Annotated in this window: 20 protein-coding genes, 1 tRNA gene and 1 pseudogene; 9 read left to right on the forward strand and 13 right to left on the reverse strand. The window is 64.5% G+C overall.

Annotated features, from left to right (window positions below; translation table 11 throughout):
* Positions 1 to 84 precede the first annotated feature (84 nt).
* From AAFG50_RS00160 to AAFG50_RS00195, 8 genes and pseudogenes are all read right to left on the reverse strand, one after another.
* Positions 85 to 489: a GFA family protein gene (locus tag AAFG50_RS00160; RefSeq protein WP_028174984.1), complete on the reverse strand. Its 405-nt coding sequence runs from the start codon at positions 487 to 489 to the stop codon at positions 85 to 87.
* A 214-nt stretch (positions 490 to 703) separates the two neighbouring features.
* Positions 704 to 2,152: an ammonium transporter gene (locus tag AAFG50_RS00165; protein WP_028174983.1), complete on the reverse strand. Its 1,449-nt coding sequence runs from the start codon at positions 2,150 to 2,152 to the stop codon at positions 704 to 706.
* A 37-nt stretch (positions 2,153 to 2,189) separates the two neighbouring features.
* Positions 2,190 to 2,528: a P-II family nitrogen regulator gene (locus AAFG50_RS00170; RefSeq protein WP_008142813.1), complete on the reverse strand. Its 339-nt coding sequence runs from the start codon at positions 2,526 to 2,528 to the stop codon at positions 2,190 to 2,192.
* Positions 2,529 to 2,975: 447 nt separating this feature from the next.
* Positions 2,976 to 3,578 (reverse strand): ATP-dependent Clp protease proteolytic subunit, encoded by a 603-nt coding sequence (locus AAFG50_RS00175; protein WP_028174982.1) that lies wholly within the window; start codon positions 3,576 to 3,578, stop codon positions 2,976 to 2,978.
* 40 nt (positions 3,579 to 3,618) lie between these two features.
* Positions 3,619 to 3,972: an SRPBCC domain-containing protein gene (locus AAFG50_RS00180; RefSeq protein WP_028174981.1), complete on the reverse strand. Its 354-nt coding sequence runs from the start codon at positions 3,970 to 3,972 to the stop codon at positions 3,619 to 3,621.
* A gap of 28 nt (positions 3,973 to 4,000) precedes the next feature.
* A pseudogene (locus AAFG50_RS00185) lies at positions 4,001 to 4,316 on the reverse strand (metalloregulator ArsR/SmtB family transcription factor).
* An 85-nt stretch (positions 4,317 to 4,401) separates the two neighbouring features.
* The gene (locus AAFG50_RS00190) at positions 4,402 to 5,703 is read right to left on the reverse strand and encodes an ammonium transporter (RefSeq protein ID WP_028174980.1); all 1,302 of its coding nucleotides are present in this window, start codon (positions 5,701 to 5,703) and stop codon (positions 4,402 to 4,404) included.
* Positions 5,704 to 5,778: 75 nt separating this feature from the next.
* Positions 5,779 to 6,117 (reverse strand): P-II family nitrogen regulator, encoded by a 339-nt coding sequence (locus tag AAFG50_RS00195; RefSeq protein WP_008142802.1) that lies wholly within the window; start codon positions 6,115 to 6,117, stop codon positions 5,779 to 5,781.
* A 238-nt stretch (positions 6,118 to 6,355) separates the two neighbouring features.
* Between AAFG50_RS00195 and AAFG50_RS00200 the strand changes: the two genes are divergently transcribed.
* Complete coding sequence (locus AAFG50_RS00200) at positions 6,356 to 7,234, forward strand: DUF4339 domain-containing protein (protein WP_028174979.1); 879 nt, start codon at positions 6,356 to 6,358, stop codon at positions 7,232 to 7,234.
* 3 nt (positions 7,235 to 7,237) lie between these two features.
* Here AAFG50_RS00200 and tesB read toward each other — a convergent pair whose 3' ends face one another.
* The gene (tesB, locus tag AAFG50_RS00205; RefSeq protein ID WP_028174978.1) at positions 7,238 to 8,101 is read right to left on the reverse strand and encodes an acyl-CoA thioesterase II; all 864 of its coding nucleotides are present in this window, start codon (positions 8,099 to 8,101) and stop codon (positions 7,238 to 7,240) included.
* Between the two features lie 213 nt (positions 8,102 to 8,314).
* Between tesB and AAFG50_RS00210 the strand changes: the two genes are divergently transcribed.
* On the forward strand, positions 8,315 to 9,535 hold the full coding sequence (locus AAFG50_RS00210) for a ubiquinone biosynthesis hydroxylase (RefSeq protein ID WP_011083432.1): 1,221 nt from the start codon (positions 8,315 to 8,317) through the stop codon (positions 9,533 to 9,535).
* A gap of 214 nt (positions 9,536 to 9,749) precedes the next feature.
* On the opposite strand, the gene AAFG50_RS00215 is transcribed toward AAFG50_RS00210, so the two are convergent.
* Positions 9,750 to 9,947: a Trm112 family protein gene (locus AAFG50_RS00215; RefSeq protein ID WP_028174977.1), complete on the reverse strand. Its 198-nt coding sequence runs from the start codon at positions 9,945 to 9,947 to the stop codon at positions 9,750 to 9,752.
* 74 nt (positions 9,948 to 10,021) lie between these two features.
* Complete coding sequence (locus tag AAFG50_RS00220; RefSeq protein ID WP_028174976.1) at positions 10,022 to 10,555, reverse strand: TetR/AcrR family transcriptional regulator; 534 nt, start codon at positions 10,553 to 10,555, stop codon at positions 10,022 to 10,024.
* Between the two features lie 91 nt (positions 10,556 to 10,646).
* On the opposite strand from AAFG50_RS00220, the gene AAFG50_RS00225 reads away from it, so the two are divergent.
* From AAFG50_RS00225 to AAFG50_RS00245, 5 genes are all read left to right on the forward strand, one after another.
* Complete coding sequence (locus AAFG50_RS00225; protein WP_028174975.1) at positions 10,647 to 10,997, forward strand: hypothetical protein; 351 nt, start codon at positions 10,647 to 10,649, stop codon at positions 10,995 to 10,997.
* 62 nt (positions 10,998 to 11,059) lie between these two features.
* Positions 11,060 to 11,878 carry an NAD(P)H-binding protein gene (locus tag AAFG50_RS00230; RefSeq protein WP_028174974.1) on the forward strand — a complete coding sequence of 273 codons (819 nt, stop codon included), beginning with the start codon at positions 11,060 to 11,062 and terminating at the stop codon, positions 11,876 to 11,878.
* 220 nt (positions 11,879 to 12,098) lie between these two features.
* Complete coding sequence (locus AAFG50_RS00235) at positions 12,099 to 12,377, forward strand: PepSY domain-containing protein (RefSeq protein WP_028174973.1); 279 nt, start codon at positions 12,099 to 12,101, stop codon at positions 12,375 to 12,377.
* 62 nt (positions 12,378 to 12,439) lie between these two features.
* On the forward strand, positions 12,440 to 13,033 hold the full coding sequence (locus AAFG50_RS00240) for a cytochrome b/b6 domain-containing protein (protein ID WP_028174972.1): 594 nt from the start codon (positions 12,440 to 12,442) through the stop codon (positions 13,031 to 13,033).
* 181 nt (positions 13,034 to 13,214) lie between these two features.
* Positions 13,215 to 15,716: an EAL domain-containing protein gene (locus AAFG50_RS00245; protein WP_028174971.1), complete on the forward strand. Its 2,502-nt coding sequence runs from the start codon at positions 13,215 to 13,217 to the stop codon at positions 15,714 to 15,716.
* A 13-nt stretch (positions 15,717 to 15,729) separates the two neighbouring features.
* Here the strand turns inward: AAFG50_RS00245 and AAFG50_RS00250 are convergent, their stop codons facing one another.
* Positions 15,730 to 16,407, reverse strand: coding sequence for an LON peptidase substrate-binding domain-containing protein (locus AAFG50_RS00250; protein WP_011083424.1), 678 nt, complete (start codon positions 16,405 to 16,407; stop codon positions 15,730 to 15,732).
* Positions 16,408 to 16,522: 115 nt separating this feature from the next.
* On the reverse strand, positions 16,523 to 17,446 hold the full coding sequence (gene trxA, locus AAFG50_RS00255) for a thioredoxin (protein WP_028174970.1): 924 nt from the start codon (positions 17,444 to 17,446) through the stop codon (positions 16,523 to 16,525).
* A 274-nt stretch (positions 17,447 to 17,720) separates the two neighbouring features.
* On the opposite strand from trxA, the gene AAFG50_RS00260 reads away from it, so the two are divergent.
* Both AAFG50_RS00260 and AAFG50_RS00265 read left to right on the forward strand, forming a co-directional pair.
* Positions 17,721 to 17,795: transfer RNA gene (locus AAFG50_RS00260), tRNA-Gly, on the forward strand.
* 76 nt (positions 17,796 to 17,871) lie between these two features.
* Positions 17,872 to 18,858, forward strand: coding sequence for an NAD(P)-dependent oxidoreductase (locus AAFG50_RS00265; protein WP_028174969.1), 987 nt, complete (start codon positions 17,872 to 17,874; stop codon positions 18,856 to 18,858).
* The last annotated feature ends 221 nt before the right edge of the window (positions 18,859 to 19,079 follow it).

A 19,079-nucleotide genomic window follows, 5' to 3' on the forward strand; every position in this document is an offset into this window, starting at 1 on the left:
CGCATAGGGATTGTCCCGATGTTGAGACACCTTCTCCCCTGCCCTCCCCCGCATGCGGGGGAGGGAGCGCGCCGTCATCGTGGACTAGTGCCCCGGCAGCTTCTCGAACGTCGCCATGCCGGCGGGGATGGCGTGGAATTCCTGCTTGTCGCAGGTGTAGATCGCCATCTGCGGATGGAACTGCTCGGGCTCGTCCAGCGTGCCGACCTTCAGGATCGCCGCAGGCAGACCCGGAACCTTGGTCACCAGATGGGTGCCGCATTCGGGGCAGAACTCGCGCGTCACGGCGCGCTCGAGGTCCTTGCGGGTGAACTGCTTGGGCTGCCCGATGATGTAGCTGAAGCCGGCCACCGGCATCGCGATGAAGGTGTTGGGTGCGCCGCCCGAGATGTACTGGCACTCGCGGCAATGACACTGCGCCTGCATCATCGGGTCGCCCTCGGCCACGTAGCGCACTTCGCCGCAATAGCATCCGCCTTCCAAACGCATGACGATCTCCCGGTTTGTTGTTCGTTGTGGTCGATATTTCTGCGCCGGCAATCTGGAATGGCAATCCTTTTCTTTGCTTCTTTGCCGCGCGGCGCAAAAAGAAAGGGGCTCCAGCTTGCGCTGGAGCCCCTCAACGGTCGGGGCATTGCCGGGTATGTGCCCAAACCGTAGTTGTGGACGCGGTCTCCGGGGAGACCGTGCCCGGGAGGAGAGGTTACATGTTGTAGGCGCGCTCGGTGTGCTCGGTGATGTCGAGGCCTTCACGCTCGCTCTCGACATTGGCGCGGAGGCCAACGATCACATCGACGACCTTGTAGAGGATCGCCGAACCGACGCCCGACCACACCAGCGTGGTGCAGACGCCCCAGAACTGGGACACCATCTGCGCCGCGAAGTCGTAATCGGCAACCTTCGGCGGGATCGCCGTGTAGTCGATGATGCCGGCGCCGCCGAGGGCGGGGTTCACCAGGATGCCGGTACCGAGAGCACCGACGATGCCGCCGATGCAGTGCACGCCGAACACGTCGAGGGAGTCGTCGTAGCCGATCGCGTTCTTCACGACGGTGCAGAAGAACAGGCAGACCACGCCGACCACGAGACCGAGGACGATCGCACCCATGACGCCGGAGAAGCCGGCGGCGGGCGTGACGGCCACGAGACCCGCGACAGCGCCGGAGATGACGCCGAGCACCGACGGGTGACCCTTCACGATCCACTCCGCGAACATCCACGACAGCGCGGCGGCTGCGGTGGCGACGAAGGAGTTGGTCATGGCGAGGGCAGCGCCGCCGTTGGCTTCGAGGTTGGAGCCGGCGTTGAAGCCGAACCAGCCGACCCAGAGCAGCGAGGCGCCGATCATCGACATGGTCAGCGAGTGCGGAGCCATCAGCTCCTTGCCGTAGCCGGTGCGCTTGCCGATCAGGAGAGCGCCGACGAGACCTGCGATGCCGGCGTTGATGTGCACCACGGTGCCGCCCGCGAAGTCGATCGCGCCCTTCTTGAAGATCCAGCCGGCGTCGGCGTTGATCTCGTCGAGCTTGGCCTGCGCCGCGGTCTTCGCCGCCGCATCAGTCGCCGCAGCCAGAGCCTTGGCAGCGTCCTGGATCGCGTCCGGGCCGGGCCAGTACCAGACCATGTGCGCGATCGGGAAGTAGATCAGCGTGACCCAGAGCGGGATGAAGAGAGCGATCGCCGAGAACTTCATGCGCTCGGCGAAGGCGCCGACGATGAGGGCCGGCGTGATCGCCGCGAAGGTCATCTGGAAGCACATATAGATGAGCTCCGAGATGTTGGCGTCGACCGAGAAGGTCGCGGCCTTCGAGTCGGTGGTGACGCCCATCATGAAGGCCTTGGAGAAGCCGCCGATGAAGTCGGAACCGCCGGTGAAGGCGAGGCTGTAGCCGTACACGGCCCAGATCACGGTGACGACGCAGACGGTGTAGAAGACCTGCATCAAGACCGAGAGCATGTTCTTGGAACGGACGAGACCGCCGTAGAACAGCGCAAGACCCGGGATCGTCATCAACAGCACGAGGACTGTCGATGTCAGCATCCAGGCGTTGTCTCCCTTATTGACCGTTGGCTCGGCATAGGCTGCGGTCGCAGCGAACAGGCCGACTGCGAGAGCCGCCAATCCCGCGCCATAGGGACGCTTGAACGTCATATTATTTACTCCTGATTGGATAAGGTTGAGCGCGAAATCAAAGGGCCGCGGCATCGGCCTCGCCGGTGCGGATACGAACCGCATGGTCGAGGTTGATGACGAAGATCTTGCCGTCGCCGATCTGTCCGGTTTTCGCGGCGGACGTGATGGCGTCGATGGTCTTGTCGACCTGGTCGGAGGCGACAGCGACCTCGATCTTGATCTTGGGCAGGAAGCTCACGGCATATTCAGCGCCGCGATAGATTTCCGTATGGCCCTTCTGGCGGCCATACCCCTTGACTTCCGTCACCGTGAGACCGTGAACGCCGATGGCGGTCAGGGCGTCACGGACTTCTTCCAGCTTGAATGGCTTAATAATCGCCATAACAATTTTCATGGGTCCTATCCCCGCTTGGGCCCGGTCCGGACGTGGCCGGGCGTTTCTCGACTGGTTCGCCACGAGGGAGAAGTTTCACTACGCGGGCACAGCCACGCCCCCTAGAATCAAATGCCGTGCCAGAACGGGCGTGTTGCCTAACGGATTATGAAAGCGGGGGTTTTCGCGTTTTGCGGGTATCGCAGTGCAGTGCGCTATTACGTCGCGCTCAAAAGCTGGTCACGACTGCTCAAAATGAGGGCACGACAGGCTGCCGACACAATGTTGCTCACGTGTCGGGCAGCTGGAAGGTATCTAATTATGGGCGAAGCTTACTGAAGTGCTTCGCCGTGCGGCGAAATACTGAGCCCCTTGAGCTCGTGCCCACGGGATGCGCGCAACCGGCCGAGCCGCTCGGGCAGAACAAAGCTTGCCGGACGGTATCCGGCCGAAGCCGCCGTCGGACCGTCAGGCAGCGTCGCGCACCGCAAAGACCCGGTCGATCAACCCCCATTCGACCCCCTGCTGTGCAGTCATGAAGTGGTCGCGGTCCAGGGTTCGTTCCACCTCCGCCTCGGTGCGCCCGCAATGCTGCGCGTAGAGCCGGGTGATGCGCCGCTTGGTCTCCTGCATTTCGTTGGCATGGATCAGGATGTCGGACGCTTGGCCCTGGAAGCCGCCGAGCGGCTGATGCACGTGAAGGCTCGCATTGGGCAGCGCGGCGCGGTGACCTAGCTCGCCGGCCATCAGCAGGAACGAGCCCATCGAGCGCGCGGTGCCCATGCACAGCGTATGAACCGGCGCCTTGATGAACTGCATGGTGTCGTACATCGCCAGTCCACTGGTGACCACGCCGCCATAGGAGTTGATGTAGAGATTGATCGGCCTGTTCGGATTCTCCGCCTCCAGGAACAACAATTGCGCGCATACCAGTCCGGACATCGCATCATTGACCTCGCCGTTGAGGAAGATGATGCGCTCGCGCAGGAGCCGCGAATAGATGTCGAAGGATCGCTCGCCGCGGGCAGATTGTTCGACAACCATAGGGACGAGCTGAAGCATGTCGCGCATTGGCGACCTCCATGTTTGCAGGCGATGAAGTCTTGTGCTGTCAGGCCGCCATCATCAGGCAGCAATTGGTGTTGGCCGGCTGCGGCAGTTTCGCGAGGTCGTCGCAGGCTTGCTGGATGATGCGGAAGCGGGTGCCGCCGTCCTCGTTCGGCTCGATCCGGAAGATGACGTGGCTCTCGCGAAACGGCGGCTCTGAATCGCGAAGTCGGTAGCGCACCTCTTCGCCTGCGATCGTTGATTCCGGCTCGGCGCCCGCAAGGTCGCAATCCGGCAACCAGCGCTCACGCAAGGCCGGAATGGTCACGGCGCGCCAGACCTTTGCCGGCGGCGCATCGAATTCGTATTCAAGCACCAGGGCTTCGTCGGGACGATCAGGCTTCGCGGCGTCGCTCATCGGTCCAGGTCCTTATTAATCCAGGTCCTTATTGATCCATGTCCTTGAGGAGATCGGCGAGTGCGTCCATGCGCTTCGGCCAGTAGGCGCGGTAGCGCGCAAGCCATGCCCCGATGGCGACGATTCCGTCCGGGTCGACTTCGTAGTTCACAAAGCGGCCCTGCCGCTGTTCACGCACCAAGCCTGCCGCGCGCAGCACCGCGAGGTGCTGCGATATCGCCGGTTGGCTGATCTCCAATCCGTCGCGCAAAGCGCTCGCATTCAGGCTTCCGCCAGCGAGCTTTCTCAAAGACCCTTCGACGCGTAGGGTCGGCCAGCGCCTTGAAGATGTCGGCTTCAATCATGACAACACATAAGCATACGCTTATGTGTTGCGCAAGTCCCGGGTGACCTCAGGCTGCTCGATGCTTCGAACCGGCCGCCCGCGGCTTACTGCAGCGCCTCGCCGTGCTGCGAAATATCCAGTCCTTCGAGCTCGTGCTCACGGGATACGCGCAGGGGCACGAACAGGCCGACCAGCTTGAGCAGGATGAAGCTCACCCCGGCCGCCCAAACGAAGGTGACGGCGACCCCATAAAGCTGGATCAGAAGCTGCCGCGGATGGCCTTCGAGCAGGCCGGCGGTGCCGCCGATGGCGCTGGTTGCGAACACCCCGGCGAGCAGGGTGCCGGTCAGCCCGCCGATGCCGTGGACGCCGAACACGTCGAGCGAATCGTCATAGTCGAAGCGGTGCTTCAGCCAGGTGCAGGCCCAGTAGCAAACCGCCCCGGCGATGATGCCGATGACGATGCCATGCCACGGCGCGACGAAGCCCGAGGCCGGCGTGATGGTGCCGAGGCCAGCGACCGCGCCGGAGATCATGCCGAGCACGGAAGGCTTGCGCCGCGTCGACCATTCGATTGCGCCCCAGGTCAGCGCGCCGGAGCAGGCCGCCAGATGCGTCGCGATGATCGCCAGCACCGCGCGCGAATTGGCCGCGCCGGCCGAACCGCCGTTGAAGCCGAACCAGCCGACCCACAACAGGCCAGTGCCCATCACGGCGAGCGACAGATCGAAGGGCGAGAGATTTTCGGTGCCGTAGCCGTGGCGGCGCCCCATCACCTTGGCGGCGACGAGGCCGGCGGTGCCGGCCGACAGATGCACCACGAGGCCGCCGGCGAAATCCAGTACGCCCATGCTGGCGAGGAAGCCGCCGCCCCACACCCAATGCGCCAGCGGAATGTAGACGAAGATGAACCAGGCGACGGAGAACAGCAGATAAGCGGAGAACCGCATGCGGTCGGCGACCGAGCCCGCGACCAGCGCCACCGTGATGATCGCAAACGTCATCTGGTACAGCATGAACAGCGATTCCGGGATCGTCTTCGCCGCCGGGTTGACGCTGTCGAGCGTCATGCCCGCCAGGAACCAGCGGTCGAGCGTGCCGATCCAGGGGCCGTCGCCGACGAAGCAGAGCGAATAGCCGAACGCGACCCAGAGAATCGAGATCATCGTCACGGCGGCAAGGCTCTGCGCCATGGTGGCGAGCACGTTCTTCTTGCGCACCATGCCGGAATAGAACAGCGCGAGGCCGGGGATCGTCATCATCAGCACCAGCGCGGTGGCGACGATCATCCAGGCGGTGTCGGCGGTGTTGATCTCGGAACCCGCGGCCTGCGCCGGCGCGGCCATGATCGACATAAGTCCGGCCGGCGCAGCCATAACGGTCGCGCGGCGCAACAATCCCGCCATGTCATTTCCCCCAGCATAGAAATTGCGTCGCAGCTGTGGCGTCGTTGCCCGGTGCGATCGAAGAAGAAGTCGTTTTTAGAGCGCGTCGCTGTCGGTTTCGCCGGTGCGGATGCGCAGCGCGTGGTCGATCGGCGTGACGAAGATCTTGCCGTCGCCGATCTGCCCGGTGCGCGCCGTGGCGGTGATCACGGCGACCGCCTTGTCGGCGACGTCGGAGGCGACCGCGATCTCGATGCGCAGCTTCGGCAGGAAGTTCACGACATATTCCGCGCCGCGATAGATCTCGGTGTGGCCCTTCTGGCGGCCATAACCCTTTACCTCGGTCACGGTCATGCCGTGGACGCCGATCGCCGTCAGGGCCTGGCGGACCTCATCGAGCTTGAAGGGTTTGATGATCGCGACGACGAGTTTCATGGTCAGGCCTATTCCCCGGGATGCGCCGCGCCGTATGTCCCCGGCGCAGCGTCAATCTGGCATCTTTCCGGGCAAATGGCATAAAAAAGTTGCAGATTGAAGCGGAAAAACGTTTGGCGTTGTGAACGGCCGCCTCTGTACAGGGCAGCCGTTCATCCGTCACAATGCATTTTTGGCATGGATGCGGTGAACCGAAGCGTCCCAGCCGGTACATAAGTATGTTTGAGGGGGACGTTTCATGGCGAGTTGGTTCTACGCATCCGAGGGCAAGCAGCAGGGGCCCTTTCCCGAAGGGCAGTTCCGCGACCTCATCGCCCAGGGCGTCGTGCGCCCGGATACGCTGGTGTGGACCGAAGGCATGGCCGGCTGGCAGAAGGCCGCCGAGATCCCCGGCCTGGTCGGCGGCGGCGCGCCGCCGATGATCCCGGCCGGTGGTCCGCCGACGATGGGCGGCCGCGGCAATGGTGGCGCCGCCGGCGGATCACTGTCGGTCGATTTTGGCATCCTCGAATTCACCTGGCGCAGCATCGTGATGCTGATCGGCATGTGCTTTGTCATCCCGGCGCCGTGGGTCTTCGTCTGGTACACAAAATGGATCGTGCCTTGCGTGAAGGTCCCGGGACGCCCGAACCTCAGCTTCACCGGCAATGCGATGGCGCTGGTGCCCTGGTTTTTCGGCTTCATCGTTCTGGCGATCGCGATCGGCTTCATCGGCAGCCAGTTGCTGAGCAACCTGCTGTTCCTCGTGCAGATCGTTCTCTACTGGCTCCTCATCAAATGGATAGTCGCGAACCTCGCCTCCAATGGGCAGCCGCTCGGCCTCAGCTTCACCGGCTCGGTCTGGGCCTATGTCGGCTGGAATCTGCTGTTCGCGATCTCGATCATTACCATCATCGGCTGGGCCTGGGTTGCCGCGGCTCAGATGCGCTGGTTCTGCCGCAGCATTGAAGGCACGCGGCGCGAGATCGTCTTCAAGGGCAGCGGTCTTGAGATTCTCTGGCGCGGAATCGTGGCCGCAATCCTGTTCAGCCTCATCATCCCGATCCCGTGGGTGTATCGCTGGATTATGAACTGGTTTGCGTCGCAGACCGAGCTCGCCCCCCGCGGCTCCCTCTAGGCGTTACGCCCTCCGCTCGCGCACGGAGCCTTCCTGCGCGACGGAGGCGACCAGCGTGCCGTCGGGCTTGAAGATCGAGCCGCGGGTCAGCCCGCGGCCGCTTCGCGCGCTCGGCGAATCCTGGGCGTAGAGCAGCCATTCGTCGGCGCGGAACGGGCGGTGAAACCACATCGCGTGGTCAAGGCTCGCCGGCATCATGCGCTTGTCGAACAGCGTGCGGCCGTAGCGCGCCATGATCGCATCGAGCAGCGAGAAATCCGACGCATAGGCCAGCGCGCACATGTGCAGCGCCGGATCGTCGGGCAGCTTCGCCGCGGTCCTGATCCAGACGTGGATGCGGCCGTCCTCGATCTTCTGGCCGAAGTAGCGGCCGAGCTCCACCGGGCGCAGCTCGATCGGACGGTCGGATTCATAGTAGCGGCGAATGAACTCCGGCATCTCCTTGAACAGCGGCTGCTTCGCCACTTCCTCCGCCGTCAGCTTTTCCGGCGGCGGTACGTCCGGCATCTTGTCCTGGTGATCGAACGCGCTCTCCTCCTCGGCATGGAACGACACCATTATCGAGAAGATCGCGTTGCCGTGCTGGATCGCGGTGACGCGGCGGGTCGAGTAGCTCTTGCCGTCGCGCAGGCGCTCGACCTGGTAGATGATCGGGATCTGCGGATCGCCCGGCAGGATGAAATAGCAATGCAGCGAATGCGGCAGCCGGCCCTCGACGGTGCGGCAGGCCGCGACCATCGCCTGCCCGATCACCTGGCCGCCGAACACCCGCTGCCAGCTCGTCTTCGGACTGTTGCCGCGGAACAGGTTCACCTCGAGCTGTTCGAGGTCGAGGATCGAGATCAGGTCGATCAGGCTTTTGGACATGATTGTGCTTTCGAAAATCTCGTCATTCCGGGGCATCGCGCCAGCGATGAACCCGGAATCCCGAGCGATAACCTCTGGATTCCGGGTTCGCGCTTCCGCGCCCCGGAATGACGGAATTGGGCCGTTCCGCCCTTGTTTCACCGCACTGTTTCGCCCACCTCAAGTCTGCTAGCAAGACCAAGAACAGGCGAAGTATTGGCCGGGAAGCTTGGTATGTCGGTACAGGGTAGCATTGTCATTGGCGGCGGCGCGTTTGCGGGCCTGGCGCTGGCCTTGGCGCTCCGCCAGGGGCTCGGGCCCGAGATTCCCGTCATCGTCGCCGATCCCGCGCTCAGCACGCGGCCGAGCCGGGACCCGCGCGCCACCGCGATCGTCGCGGCTTGCCGCCGCCTGTTCGAGGCGATCGGTGCCTGGGACGACGTCAGGGGCGAGGCGCAGCCGATCCTCGACATGGTCGTCACCGATTCCAAGCTGGAGGACGCCACGCGTCCGGTGTTCCTCAACTTCGCCGGCGACGTCGCGCCGGGCGAGCCCTTTGCGCACATGGTCGAGAACCGCCGCCTGATCGACGCGCTGGTCGTGCGTGCCGAGGCCGAGGGCATCGATCTCCGCGCCACCACGGTCGCCTCCTACGACGCCCGCTCCGACGGCATCGACGTGACGCTCGGCGACGGCAGCGTGATCGCGGCCAGCCTGCTGGTCGCCGCCGATGGTGCGAGGTCGAAGCTGCGCGAGCGCGCCGGCATCGCCACCAATGGCTGGGAGTATGACCAGTCCGGCATCGTCGTCACCGTCGGCCATGAGCGCGACCACGAAGGCCGCGCCGAAGAGCACTTCCTGCCCGCAGGTCCCTTCGCGATCCTGCCGCTGTCCGGAAAGCGCTCCTCGCTGGTCTGGACCGAGCGCCGGGCTGAGGCCGCGCGCATCATCGCTCTCAGCGACGAAGAGTTTCACGGCGAGCTCGAGCAGCGCTTCGGCCTGCATCTCGGCGAGGTCAAGGCGCTCGACAAGCCGCGCGCATTTCCGCTGTCCTATTTCGTGGCGCGCTCCTTCATCGCCGAGCGCCTCGCGTTGGTCGGCGATTCCGCCCACGTCATCCACCCGATCGCGGGCCAGGGCCTCAACATGGGGCTGAAGGACGTCGCCGCGCTGGCCGAGGTCGTCGTCGATGCCGCGCGGCTCGGGATGGATCTCGGCGCGGCCGACGTGCTCGAGCGCTACCAGCGCTGGCGCCGCTTCGACACCATGGCGATGGGCGTTGCCACCAACTCGCTGAACTTCCTGTTCTCCAACCAGTCGACGCTGCTGCGCACCGTGCGCGACATCGGCCTCGGCCTCGTCGACCGCGCCCCGCCGCTGAAGAATCTCTTTATCCGCCAGGCCGCAGGCCTGACGGGCGAGGTGCCGCGGCTGCTGAAGGGCGAGGCGCTGTAGTTCTTATCCTCGCTGGCGCTCCACCCTCCGCTCGTCGTCCCGGACAAGCGCGCCCCAAGCGCGCGCAGGTCCGGGACCCATACGCCGCAGCAATAGTTTTGCGAAGACACGGAGTTACCAGCGTCGCGCCAAACCCCTCCCTGGGGTTATGGGTCCTGGCCTTCGCCAGGACGACATCGCGATTGTTGCGCGGCCGCTGCGCAAGACTGCGACCTCAATCGATCTTCCGCGCCTCTTCCGGCAGCATGATCGGGATGCCGTCGCGGATCGGGTAAGCGAGCTTGGCGCTGCGCGAGATCAGCTCCTGCTTTGTGGAATCGAACTCCAGCGGACCCTTGGTCAGCGGGCAGACCAGAATCTCCAGCAATTTCGGATCGACGCTGGTTTCGGGGCGTTCGGTGGGCGCGTTCATTGTGGTCTCCGGCGATCGGCTGCCTCTAGCACAGAAATTCGCGCCCGCCGAGTGACCCGTTCCATTGGAACGGGTCACTCGGCAGAGATCATCCGTAGCAGGTCGTCGAGCAGGCCCTGGAGCCGTGCCGCCGGCACCGGCGGGCCCGACAGGGCGAAGCCGAGAAATGTCCAATAGAGGATCTGCGCGCGAGCCTGCGCCGTCGCCGGGTCTAGCCCGCGCTTGTCCAGGAGCTGCTCGATATAGTCGAGCCTGCGGCGGTCGATCGCGCGCACCGCGGCTTGCGCGGCGGCATCGAATGCCGCCCAGTTGCGGACCGCGCGTTCGAGATCGAGCCGCGCGCCGAAGGACCTGCGCAGCAGCGCCTTCAGCGGCTCGTCGCCGGCGGCTTCGACATCGGCAATGATCTGCTCGGCCGCGATCTCGCGCCAGCGTTTCAGCACGGCGGCATGGAACGCGCCGAGATCGGCGAAATGCCAATAGAAGCTGCCGCGCGAAACCCCGATGGCCTTTGCCAGCGGGTCGGCCTTCAGCGCCGTGAAGCCGCTTTTCGCGAGCGCCTTCAGCCCCTGTTTGATCCAATCGTCGGCGGAGAGCTGTTCGGTCATGCCAGGTTCCCGGAACTTGACCATACACTAGTGTATTGACAGGCGGCAGGCCAGCCCCTATGTCTCCATACAGTTATGTACGGAGATATCGATGCGTGATCTGTTGCTCCAGTGCGCCGGCGTCCTGACCATCGTCGTGGCCCTCATCCATGGCATCCTCGGCGAGACCAAGGTCTTTGCTCGCGCGAGCATCGAGCCGGAACGGCTGCGCACCCTGATCCGCCTGGTCTGGCAGGCATCGACCGTCGCCTGGATCGGCGGCGGCGTGCTCCTGATCGCGGCGCCCTGGATGGACTCGGCGCCGGCGCGCCACTGGATCGTCATCACCATGGCCTGCGTGTTCGGTTTCTCCGCCTTCGCCAACGCATGGGCGACACGCGGCCGGCACTTCGGCTGGATGGCGCTCAGCGCCGTCGTTGCCATGACGGTTGCCGGCTACTGAGCTCGCCGTAGACGCCTTCCCGCTACGGCGAACGGCGAGCCGTTGCAGATGGAGCTTCAAACATGGCTCTGACACTCGTCACCGGGGGCACGGGCCATCTCGGCCGGGATATCGTCGATCGCCTCGTTCGCAGCGGACGTCACGTCCGGGTGCTTGCGCGATCGCCGGGCACGCGACCGGACGTCGAATGGGCGATCGGCGACCTCGCCACAGGCGCCGGGTTGCGGGACGCGCTGCATGACGTCGACACGGTCATCAACGCGGCGACCTATTCGCCGATCGCGCGGCGCGGCGGCATTCGCCCGACAGACTTCTTCACCTCGCCCTCCGCCGTGGACGTCGAGGGCACCGCGCGGTTGCTGTCGTCCTGCGGGGAAGCCAGGGTGCGGCACTTCCTCCATGTCTCGATCGTCGGCCTCGATGAGGCAACCCTGCCCTATGCGCGGGTCAAGCTTGCCGGCGAACGGCTGGTGCGTGCATCGGCTCTGTCCTGGTCGGTGGTTCGCGCGATGCCGTTCTACTATCTGCTCGACAGCCTGCTCTCGGGCCTCGCCTGGCTTCCGGTGTGGCCGGTGCCGACGACGCTGTTCAATCCCGTCGATACGTCGGATGTCGCCGACCACGTCGTGGCCTGCGCCTTCGACGGGATGCGTGGCGAGCGCGCGGAGATTGGCGGCCCCGAAGATCTCGAGCTGGTCTCGCTGGCCCGCCGGTATCAGCACGCCCGGGGGCTGCATCGGAAAATCCTGCCGATGAATCTTTCGGACGCGAAGGCGCGCGGCATGGGCTTCGTCGTCAGCCAAGGCGTTCGCGGACGGCTCTCCTGGGCGGACTGGCTGCAACGCAACTACCCCGCTGCGCGAAGCGCGATCCAGGGATGACCAGCCCGGCCGGCAGCGCGCCTCCGTCCCGTGAGACGTAAGGCCGCAGCGGCCGTTCAAATGCGTGCTGCATGCGGAGAGCGCTGATCTTTCTCGGATCGTTAGAATATCTCTAAAGCGAACCGGCGCCGAACCGCATTGACTTCATCATGTGCTTTGCTTCCTTCCGTCCCGCTTCGCGGCTTCCCGCGCAGCGCTCACGACAAAGGAGGAGACGTTCGTGAAGGTCATTCGTGTTGTTGCCATGGTACTGACGATCGGGATTGGCACGGGATCCGCCGCCATGGCCGACGGTTTCAAGAACTGCACCAAGCTCGACAAGGCGTCGTGGAAGCCGGCGAGCGAAGCCGAAGCCAAGGCCAAGGCGCTCGGTTACGAAGTGCGGCGCTCCAAGGTCGAAGGCTCGTGCTATGAGGTCTATGGCGTCAAGGAAGGCAAGCTCTACGAGCTGTTCTACAGCCCCGAAGATCTCAGCCTGAAGCACACGATCGCGAAATGACTTGCGCGAAATGACCTGCGCGAAGTGATCTGCGCAAAGTAAGGCTTGAGGGTGGTCTTCGCTTGATCGAAGAAGCGGTGCCAGAAGCGCGCGGGGCGTCCGACAGGAGCCCCGCGGATCGAACTGCTCCGCGCACGATCGCGGTCTGGGACCTCCCGTTGCGCCTCTGGCACTGGGCCCTGGCGATCTGTGTTCTGGCCGCGTGGTTCACCCCCACCGTCTTTGACCGCCTGCACCGCATCGTCGGCTATACGGTGCTTGGGCTCCTGGCCTTCCGCCTGGTCTGGGGTTTTTGGGGAAGCCGCTATTCGCGCTTCCGCATGGTCGGCGTCAGGCTTCGCGCGGCGCCAGGCTATCTCTGGAACCTGCGCCGCGGCATGACCGGCCGCTACATCGGTCTCAATCCCGCCGGCACGTTGATGCTGGTGGCGCTGCTGGCCTCGCTCGCCGTCTCCACGATCACGGGAGCGATGTCGGTGACCGTCACCTTCTTCGGCGTCTGGTGGGTCGAAGACGCCCACCATTATTCATCGGACGCGGTCATCGTCCTGGTCGTGCTGCACGTCGTGGGCGTGCTGCTGATGGGGATTCTCCAGCGCGAGAACCTGATCCGCGCGATGATCACCGGACGCAAGCGCATCCGCACGCACCTCTAGACGTTCGTTGCCGATCACGGCGCACGTCCGCCGGCCGTCGATGGCGCAAATTTCCGCAGATCGAATTGCACAGGCCGCGTTAACCCGCTGGTAATCATGCAATCAGGCGTTGCACAAAATTAACGCGAAGAACGTCTAGGCGATCCACCATCGACGATATTGACGAGGGGAGCGCTATTGGATGTTCCGCGTTTTTTCCTGCCTTACGGCCGAGCACGATTGGCGTCTCGTCCTGCTTGCCGGCCTGGTGTGCTTCGTTGCAAGTATCGTTGCGGTCAGCATCTTTCATCGTGCGGTCGCCTCGCGGGCCTGGGCGCGGTTGATCTGGGTTGCGATTGCCGGCGCCGCCATCGGCTACGGAATCTGGGCAACGCATTTTGTCGCGATGCTCGCCTACGAGCCCGGCGTCCCGACCAATTACGGCCTCGTCCTGACGGTGCTGTCGCTCGCCGCGGCGATGATTCTGACCTCGGGCGGTTTTGGCGTTGCCGTCAACAATTCCGGCCAGTGGCGCGCAGCTGCCGGTGGCGGCATCATCGGCGCGGGCATTGCAAGCATGCACTATATCGGCATGTGGGCCCTCGAGGTCCCGGGTCGCGTGACCTGGTCGCCGGGGCTGGTGTTGATCTCGATCGTCCTCGGCATGGTGCTGGGCTACGCTGCGCTCGCCGTTGCCCTGGGCCACAAGGACAAGTGGGGGACCTTTGCTGCGGCGCTGCTGCTGACGCTCGCCATCGTGTCGCACCATTTCACGGCCATGGGGGCCGTGCAGATCGTTCCAGACCCTACGCTGGCAAGCGATACATTGTCGCTTTCTCCGACCTTCCTCGCCGTGGCAATTGCGGGCGTGGCCCTGTCGGTGCTCGGGATGAGCTTCGTCGGCGTGCTGGCGGATCGCCGCCTTGCGACCAGAACCAGCAGATTCGAGCAAATCATTAGTGAGCTCTCGCTCGCCCGGCAGCAGGTGGAAGATTCGCAACAGGAAATCCAGGAGCAGAAACTCAGGCTCGATACGGCCATCAACAACATGGTCGAGGCCCTGTGCATGTTCGATGCGGAGAAGCGACTTGTCGTCTGCAACGAGCGCTATGCCCGACTCTATCAGCTGCCGCCGGAACTGTTGAGAACGGGGACACCGCACGCCGACATCATCAGGCATCGCGTCGTGACCGGCATCCTCAAGAGCGACACCAGCGAAGGCGCTGCCAAGCAATTCCTCTCGAAACTAGCTGCGTTGCCGTTCGATGCAGTCTCGAGCAGAATCGACGAGTTCACGGATGGTCGGTTGATCTGCGTGACGCGGCAGCCAATGGCCGGCGGCGGGTGGGTGGCCACGCATCTTGACGTCACCGAGCAGCGCCGGTCCGAGGCCAAGATCGCTCACATGGCACAACACGATGCGTTGACCGATCTGCCAAATCGCGTGCTGCTCAGGGAGCGGATGGAGCATGCCATCGCGGTTACGCGCAATGGCGGCCTCGATCTGGCCGTGCTCATGCTCGATCTCGACCGCTTCAAGGAAGTCAACGACACGCTGGGACATCCGACGGGCGATTCCCTGCTGCGCGCCGTCGCCGCGCGGTTGCGCGAATGCACCACGGAAACCGCGTTGATTGCTCGGCTGGGCGGCGACGAGTTCGCCGTGATCGATTACGTGACCAACCCGGCCGTGGAGGCCGCCGCCCTTGCCGAGAACATCAGGAAGGCGCTTTGCGAACCGTTCGATCTCGGCGATCATCGGGTCACGGTGGGCACCAGCATCGGCATCGCCATCGCGCCGCGCGATGGCAACGATTCCGACGTGATCATGAAGAGCGCGGATCTCGCCCTCTACTCGGCCAAGAGTGGCGGACGCGGCGCATTCCGTTTCTTCGAGCCGGAACTCGACGAGCTCATGCATGCGCGACGCAACCTGGAGCGCGACATGCGGGATGCGATTGCCGGCCGTCAGTTCGAGCTCCACTACCAGCCGTTCGTCAGCCCCGCGACCGGCAAGGTCAATGGTTTCGAGGCCTTGCTACGCTGGCATCACCCGCAGCAAGGTCTGGTCATGCCGAGCGAATTCATCCCGCTCGCGGAGGAGACCGGCTTGATCGTGCCGCTGGGAGAATGGGTCCTGAGAGCCGCCTGTGCGGAAGCCGCCAAATGGCCCGCGCATGTCAGGATCGCGGTCAACCTGTCTCCTGCTCAGTTCAGGAGCAAGGAGCTTGTTCCGGTCGTTATCGGCGCGCTGGCGAGTTCGGGAGTTGCGCCGCACAGGCTCGAGCTCGAGGTCACCGAGACGGTTATCATGCATGACAGCGAAGCCGTTTTCGCCGTCCTCGGCCAATTGCGCGAGCTCGGTGTGCGAATCGCCCTGGACGATTTCGGCACCGGCTATTCATCGCTGAGCTTTCTGCAAAAGTTCCCGTTCGACAAGATCAAGATCGACCGCAGTTTCGTCAACGAACTTTCGAGCGCAAGGGCAGAGGCGCGCCATCTCGCGCGCGCAGTGGTTCGTTTCGCAGTCAGCCTCGGCAAGACGACGACCGCCGAAGGCGTCGAAACCAAGGAGCAGCTGGATATCCTCTGCGAAGAGGGGTGCCTCGAAACGCAAGGCTACTATTTCAGCCGGCCGATGCCTGCATCCGACATCGCCAGGATGCTGCGGCGAGGTGCCGGCGCAGCCGTTCGCGCTGCCTGAGCAATTCAGGCCCTCACTGCAACGGCGGATCGCCGCTGGTGCGCTTCTTGGCGAGGTCCATCTCGGTCACCGCGATCAGGATCTCGGCGCGGGTCTTCAAGTCGGGCGCCTCCAGCATGGCCTGCTTTTCCGCGGGGCCGTAGGGCGACATCATCGCCAGCGCGTTGACCAGCGCCTCGTTGGGCGCGCTCTCGACGCCCTCCCAGTCGACCTTGAGATTGTTGGCCTTCAAGAAGTCCGCGAGCACAGCCAGCAGCGCCTCGCGATCGACCTCGTCCTCGCCCATCCGCGCGGTGAAGTCGTCGACATAGGTGAAGAAATCCACCTTGCACTGCCGGTAGGCGGTGAGCACCTCGAGCTCCTCGACCACCTTGAAGCGCGAGACGCCGGTGAGCTCGAGGATGTAGCGGCCGTCGCCGGATTCGGCGAGCTGGGTGATGCGGCCGACGCAGCCGACGCGGAACAGCGCCGGCTTGTCGGAGTTCTTCGGCGAGTGCGCCACGTCAGGCTGGATCATGCCGATCAGGCGATGGCCGTCGCGGAAGGAATCATCGACCATCGCGAGATAGCGCGGCTCGAAGATGTTGAGCGGCATTTGGCCGCGCGGCAGCAAGAGCGCGCCCGGCAATGGGAATACCGGAATGATCTCCGGAAGGTCGGCGGGCCCGCGATATTCGATGTTGATCGGCATCTGGTCCCCGCTGAAGTCCCGCGCGCTAGAGCATGATCCGGAGCCGGAGGGCCGCGTTGGCACAAATTGCGAAGCGGTATTCCGACAAGATCATGCTCCAAAAATAGCCGCGCGCCTACGAAAAGAGGATGGTCGACAGGCGCTTGCGCCCCTCGACGGTTGCATCGTCCGTGCCGCCCCAGGCCTCGAAGAACTGCACGAGCTGCTTGCGGGCGCCGTCGTCGTTCCATTTGCGGTCGCGCTTGATGATCGCGAGCAGCTGCTCGGTCGCGGCTGCCCGGTTGCCCTGCGCGTTGAGGGCGGTCGCGAGATCGAAGCGTGCCTGATGATCGAGCGGATTTGCGGCGACTTTCTGTTCCAGCTCCGCCACCGGCCCCAGTTGCTCCGCCTGCTCGGCGAGATCGATCGCGGTCTGCACGGCCTTCACCGCGGGGTCGTTGCGCTTGGATTCCGGCACCATGGCCAGCGTCTGCTTGGCCTGCTCCATCGCGCCCGAGACGGTGTAGCACTTGGCGAGGCCCGCGAGCGCCGCGATGTTGGTCGAATCGTGCGAGAGCACCTCGGCATAGATCTGCGCCGCGGCGGCGGCGTCGCCCTCGGCGAGCACCGCCTCGGCCTCTTGCAGGATCTCGGCGATATTGGGCTCGCCCGGCGCCGTCACGCCCTTGGTCAGCTTTTCGATGAAGGCGTTGAGCTGGCTCTCCGGCACCGCGCCCATGAAGCCGTCGGCCGGCTGGCCGTTGACGAAGGCGATCACGGCCGGGATCGACTGGATGCCCATCTGGCCCGGGATCGCCGGGTGCTGGTCGATGTTCATCTTGACCAGCTTGACCTTGCCCTTCGCCGCCTTGACCGCCTTTTCCAGCACGGGGGTGAGCTGCTTGCAGGGGCCGCACCACTCCGCCCAGAAGTCGATCAGCACCGGCTGGCGCTTCGATTCCTCGATGACGTCCTTCACGAAGGTCTGGGTGGTGGTGTCCTTGATCAGATCGGCCGCAGCCGGGCCCGCCGCTCCGTTACCCTGGTCGATGATCGTCACGGGATTCCCTCGTCTCATGTCTGGAATGGCGGGTCTTTAGCACGTCGCCAATGCATATGCTTCGTTGTCGGCTCCTAAATTGGGCCGGGGCGGCCGAATTTCAATCCGTCGCGGCCGATTCGGCGGTTCCGGGGCATTTTCGGTCGATTTGGCTGCTTTCGGGGTCCATATAGGCCCGAAGATACCAATCTATGCCGCCGGTAGCTGTTGCATTCCCCTCCCGCTTTTGGCATACGACAGCCGTTGCCGGCGCGTCACGCGACCGACACAGGATGCGGGTGTAGCTCAGTGGTAGAGCACGACCTTGCCAAGGTCGGGGTCGAGGGTTCGAGCCCCTTCGCCCGCTCCAATTTTTCCCAGAGCATCCAGCCAAACCGGGTCGGGCCGTGGTTTTCCACGCCGCTGGCGGCTGTATTGGGTCTGCAATGACAATTCTCATCACCGGCAGCGCGGGCCATCTCGGGGAGGCCCTTCTCCGCACGCTCCGCGGGCGCGGGTCAGCTGCGCGCGGGGTCGACCTGAAGCCATCGCCCTTCACCGATGCCGTCGGCTCGATCGTCGATCCGGACTTCGTGCGGCGTCAGATGGACGGCGTCACCGCCGTGATCCACGCCGCGACGCTGCACAAGCCGCATGTGGCGACCCACGGCAAGCAGGACTTCGTCGACACCAACGTGACAGGCACGCTCAATCTGCTCGAGGCGGCCGTGGCCGCCGGCGTGCGCAGCTTCGTCTTCACCAGCACCACCAGCGCGTTCGGCTCGCAGCTCCGCCCCGAAGCCGGGCAGGCCGCGGTGTGGGTCACCGAGGACCTGTCGCCGGTGCCGAAGAACATCTACGGCACGACCAAGCTGATGGCGGAGAATTTGTGCGAGCTGTTCTTTCGCGAGCGCGGGCTGCCGGTCGTTGTCTTGCGGACCTCGCGCTTCTTCCCCGAGGACGACGACGATCCTTCGATGCGGTCGGCTTACGCGTTGGACAACGCGCAGGCCAACGAGCTGCTCTATCGCCGGCTGGATATAGCGGACGCGGTGAGCGCCCATCTGCTCGCCGTCCAGCGCGCGCCCGACCTCGGCTTCGCCCGCTACATCGTGTCGGCCACGAGCCCGTTCGAGCCGCACCATCTCGCGGCGCTGGCGCGCGACGCGGCCGGCGTCGTCCGCGAGCTCTATCCGGATTGCGCGCAGCTCTATGCGGCGAACGGCTGGCGCCTGTTTCCGCAGATCGATCGCGTCTACGTCAACGATCGTGCGCGGCACGAGCTGGGGTGGCGGCCGGAATTCGACTTCGCGCATGTGCTGCACAGCCTCCGCGCGGGACAGGATTTTCGCAGCGCGCTGGCGCGCGAGGTCGGGTCGAAGGGCTATCATGATGCGGTGTTTGACGACGGACCCTACCCCGTCGCCTCGTAAGCGCCGCCTTTGCTGTTTTGCTCGACGCGTCAAACGTCTGCCTGGCGTCACCGGGCGCAGCATGGTCTTTGCCGGTCTACTGTGCATGGGGTTGTTTTCGCGTTTTTGTGCGGCCGCCTCTCCTACTGCCTGAAAATCAGCCACGCGCCACGTCGATGCCGCGTTGCAGCGAGATCGTTTTCGCTGCCGCGTTCGCCTTCAGAGAGATTCCGTCTCAATTT

The sequence above is a fragment of the Bradyrhizobium sp. B039 genome, from assembly GCF_038965675.1.
Lineage (GTDB): Bacteria > Pseudomonadota > Alphaproteobacteria > Rhizobiales > Xanthobacteraceae > Bradyrhizobium > Bradyrhizobium diazoefficiens.

Coding starts and splice junctions, on each gene's coding strand:
- AAFG50_RS00160 (WP_028174984.1), bottom strand. CDS start 489: ATGCGTTTGGAAGGCGGATGCTATTGCGGCGAAGTGCGCTACGTGGCC.
- AAFG50_RS00170 (WP_008142813.1), bottom strand. CDS start 2,528: ATGAAAATTGTTATGGCGATTATTAAGCCATTCAAGCTGGAAGAAGTC.
- AAFG50_RS00180 (WP_028174981.1), bottom strand. CDS start 3,972: ATGAGCGACGCCGCGAAGCCTGATCGTCCCGACGAAGCCCTGGTGCTT.
- AAFG50_RS00230 (WP_028174974.1), top strand. CDS start 11,060: ATGGCTCTGACACTCGTCACCGGGGGCACGGGCCATCTCGGCCGGGAT.
- AAFG50_RS00195 (WP_008142802.1), bottom strand. CDS start 6,117: ATGAAACTCGTCGTCGCGATCATCAAACCCTTCAAGCTCGATGAGGTC.
- AAFG50_RS00220 (WP_028174976.1), bottom strand. CDS start 10,555: ATGACCGAACAGCTCTCCGCCGACGATTGGATCAAACAGGGGCTGAAG.
- AAFG50_RS00210 (WP_011083432.1), top strand. CDS start 8,315: ATGTCGGTACAGGGTAGCATTGTCATTGGCGGCGGCGCGTTTGCGGGC.
- AAFG50_RS00165 (WP_028174983.1), bottom strand. CDS start 2,152: ATGACGTTCAAGCGTCCCTATGGCGCGGGATTGGCGGCTCTCGCAGTC.
- AAFG50_RS00225 (WP_028174975.1), top strand. CDS start 10,647: ATGCGTGATCTGTTGCTCCAGTGCGCCGGCGTCCTGACCATCGTCGTG.
- AAFG50_RS00265 (WP_028174969.1), top strand. CDS start 17,872: ATGACAATTCTCATCACCGGCAGCGCGGGCCATCTCGGGGAGGCCCTT.
- tesB (WP_028174978.1), bottom strand. CDS start 8,101: ATGTCCAAAAGCCTGATCGACCTGATCTCGATCCTCGACCTCGAACAG.
- AAFG50_RS00175 (WP_028174982.1), bottom strand. CDS start 3,578: ATGCGCGACATGCTTCAGCTCGTCCCTATGGTTGTCGAACAATCTGCC.
- AAFG50_RS00215 (WP_028174977.1), bottom strand. CDS start 9,947: ATGAACGCGCCCACCGAACGCCCCGAAACCAGCGTCGATCCGAAATTG.
- AAFG50_RS00245 (WP_028174971.1), top strand. CDS start 13,215: ATGTTCCGCGTTTTTTCCTGCCTTACGGCCGAGCACGATTGGCGTCTC.
- AAFG50_RS00190 (WP_028174980.1), bottom strand. CDS start 5,703: ATGGCGGGATTGTTGCGCCGCGCGACCGTTATGGCTGCGCCGGCCGGA.
- AAFG50_RS00250 (WP_011083424.1), bottom strand. CDS start 16,407: ATGCCGATCAACATCGAATATCGCGGGCCCGCCGACCTTCCGGAGATC.
- AAFG50_RS00200 (WP_028174979.1), top strand. CDS start 6,356: ATGGCGAGTTGGTTCTACGCATCCGAGGGCAAGCAGCAGGGGCCCTTT.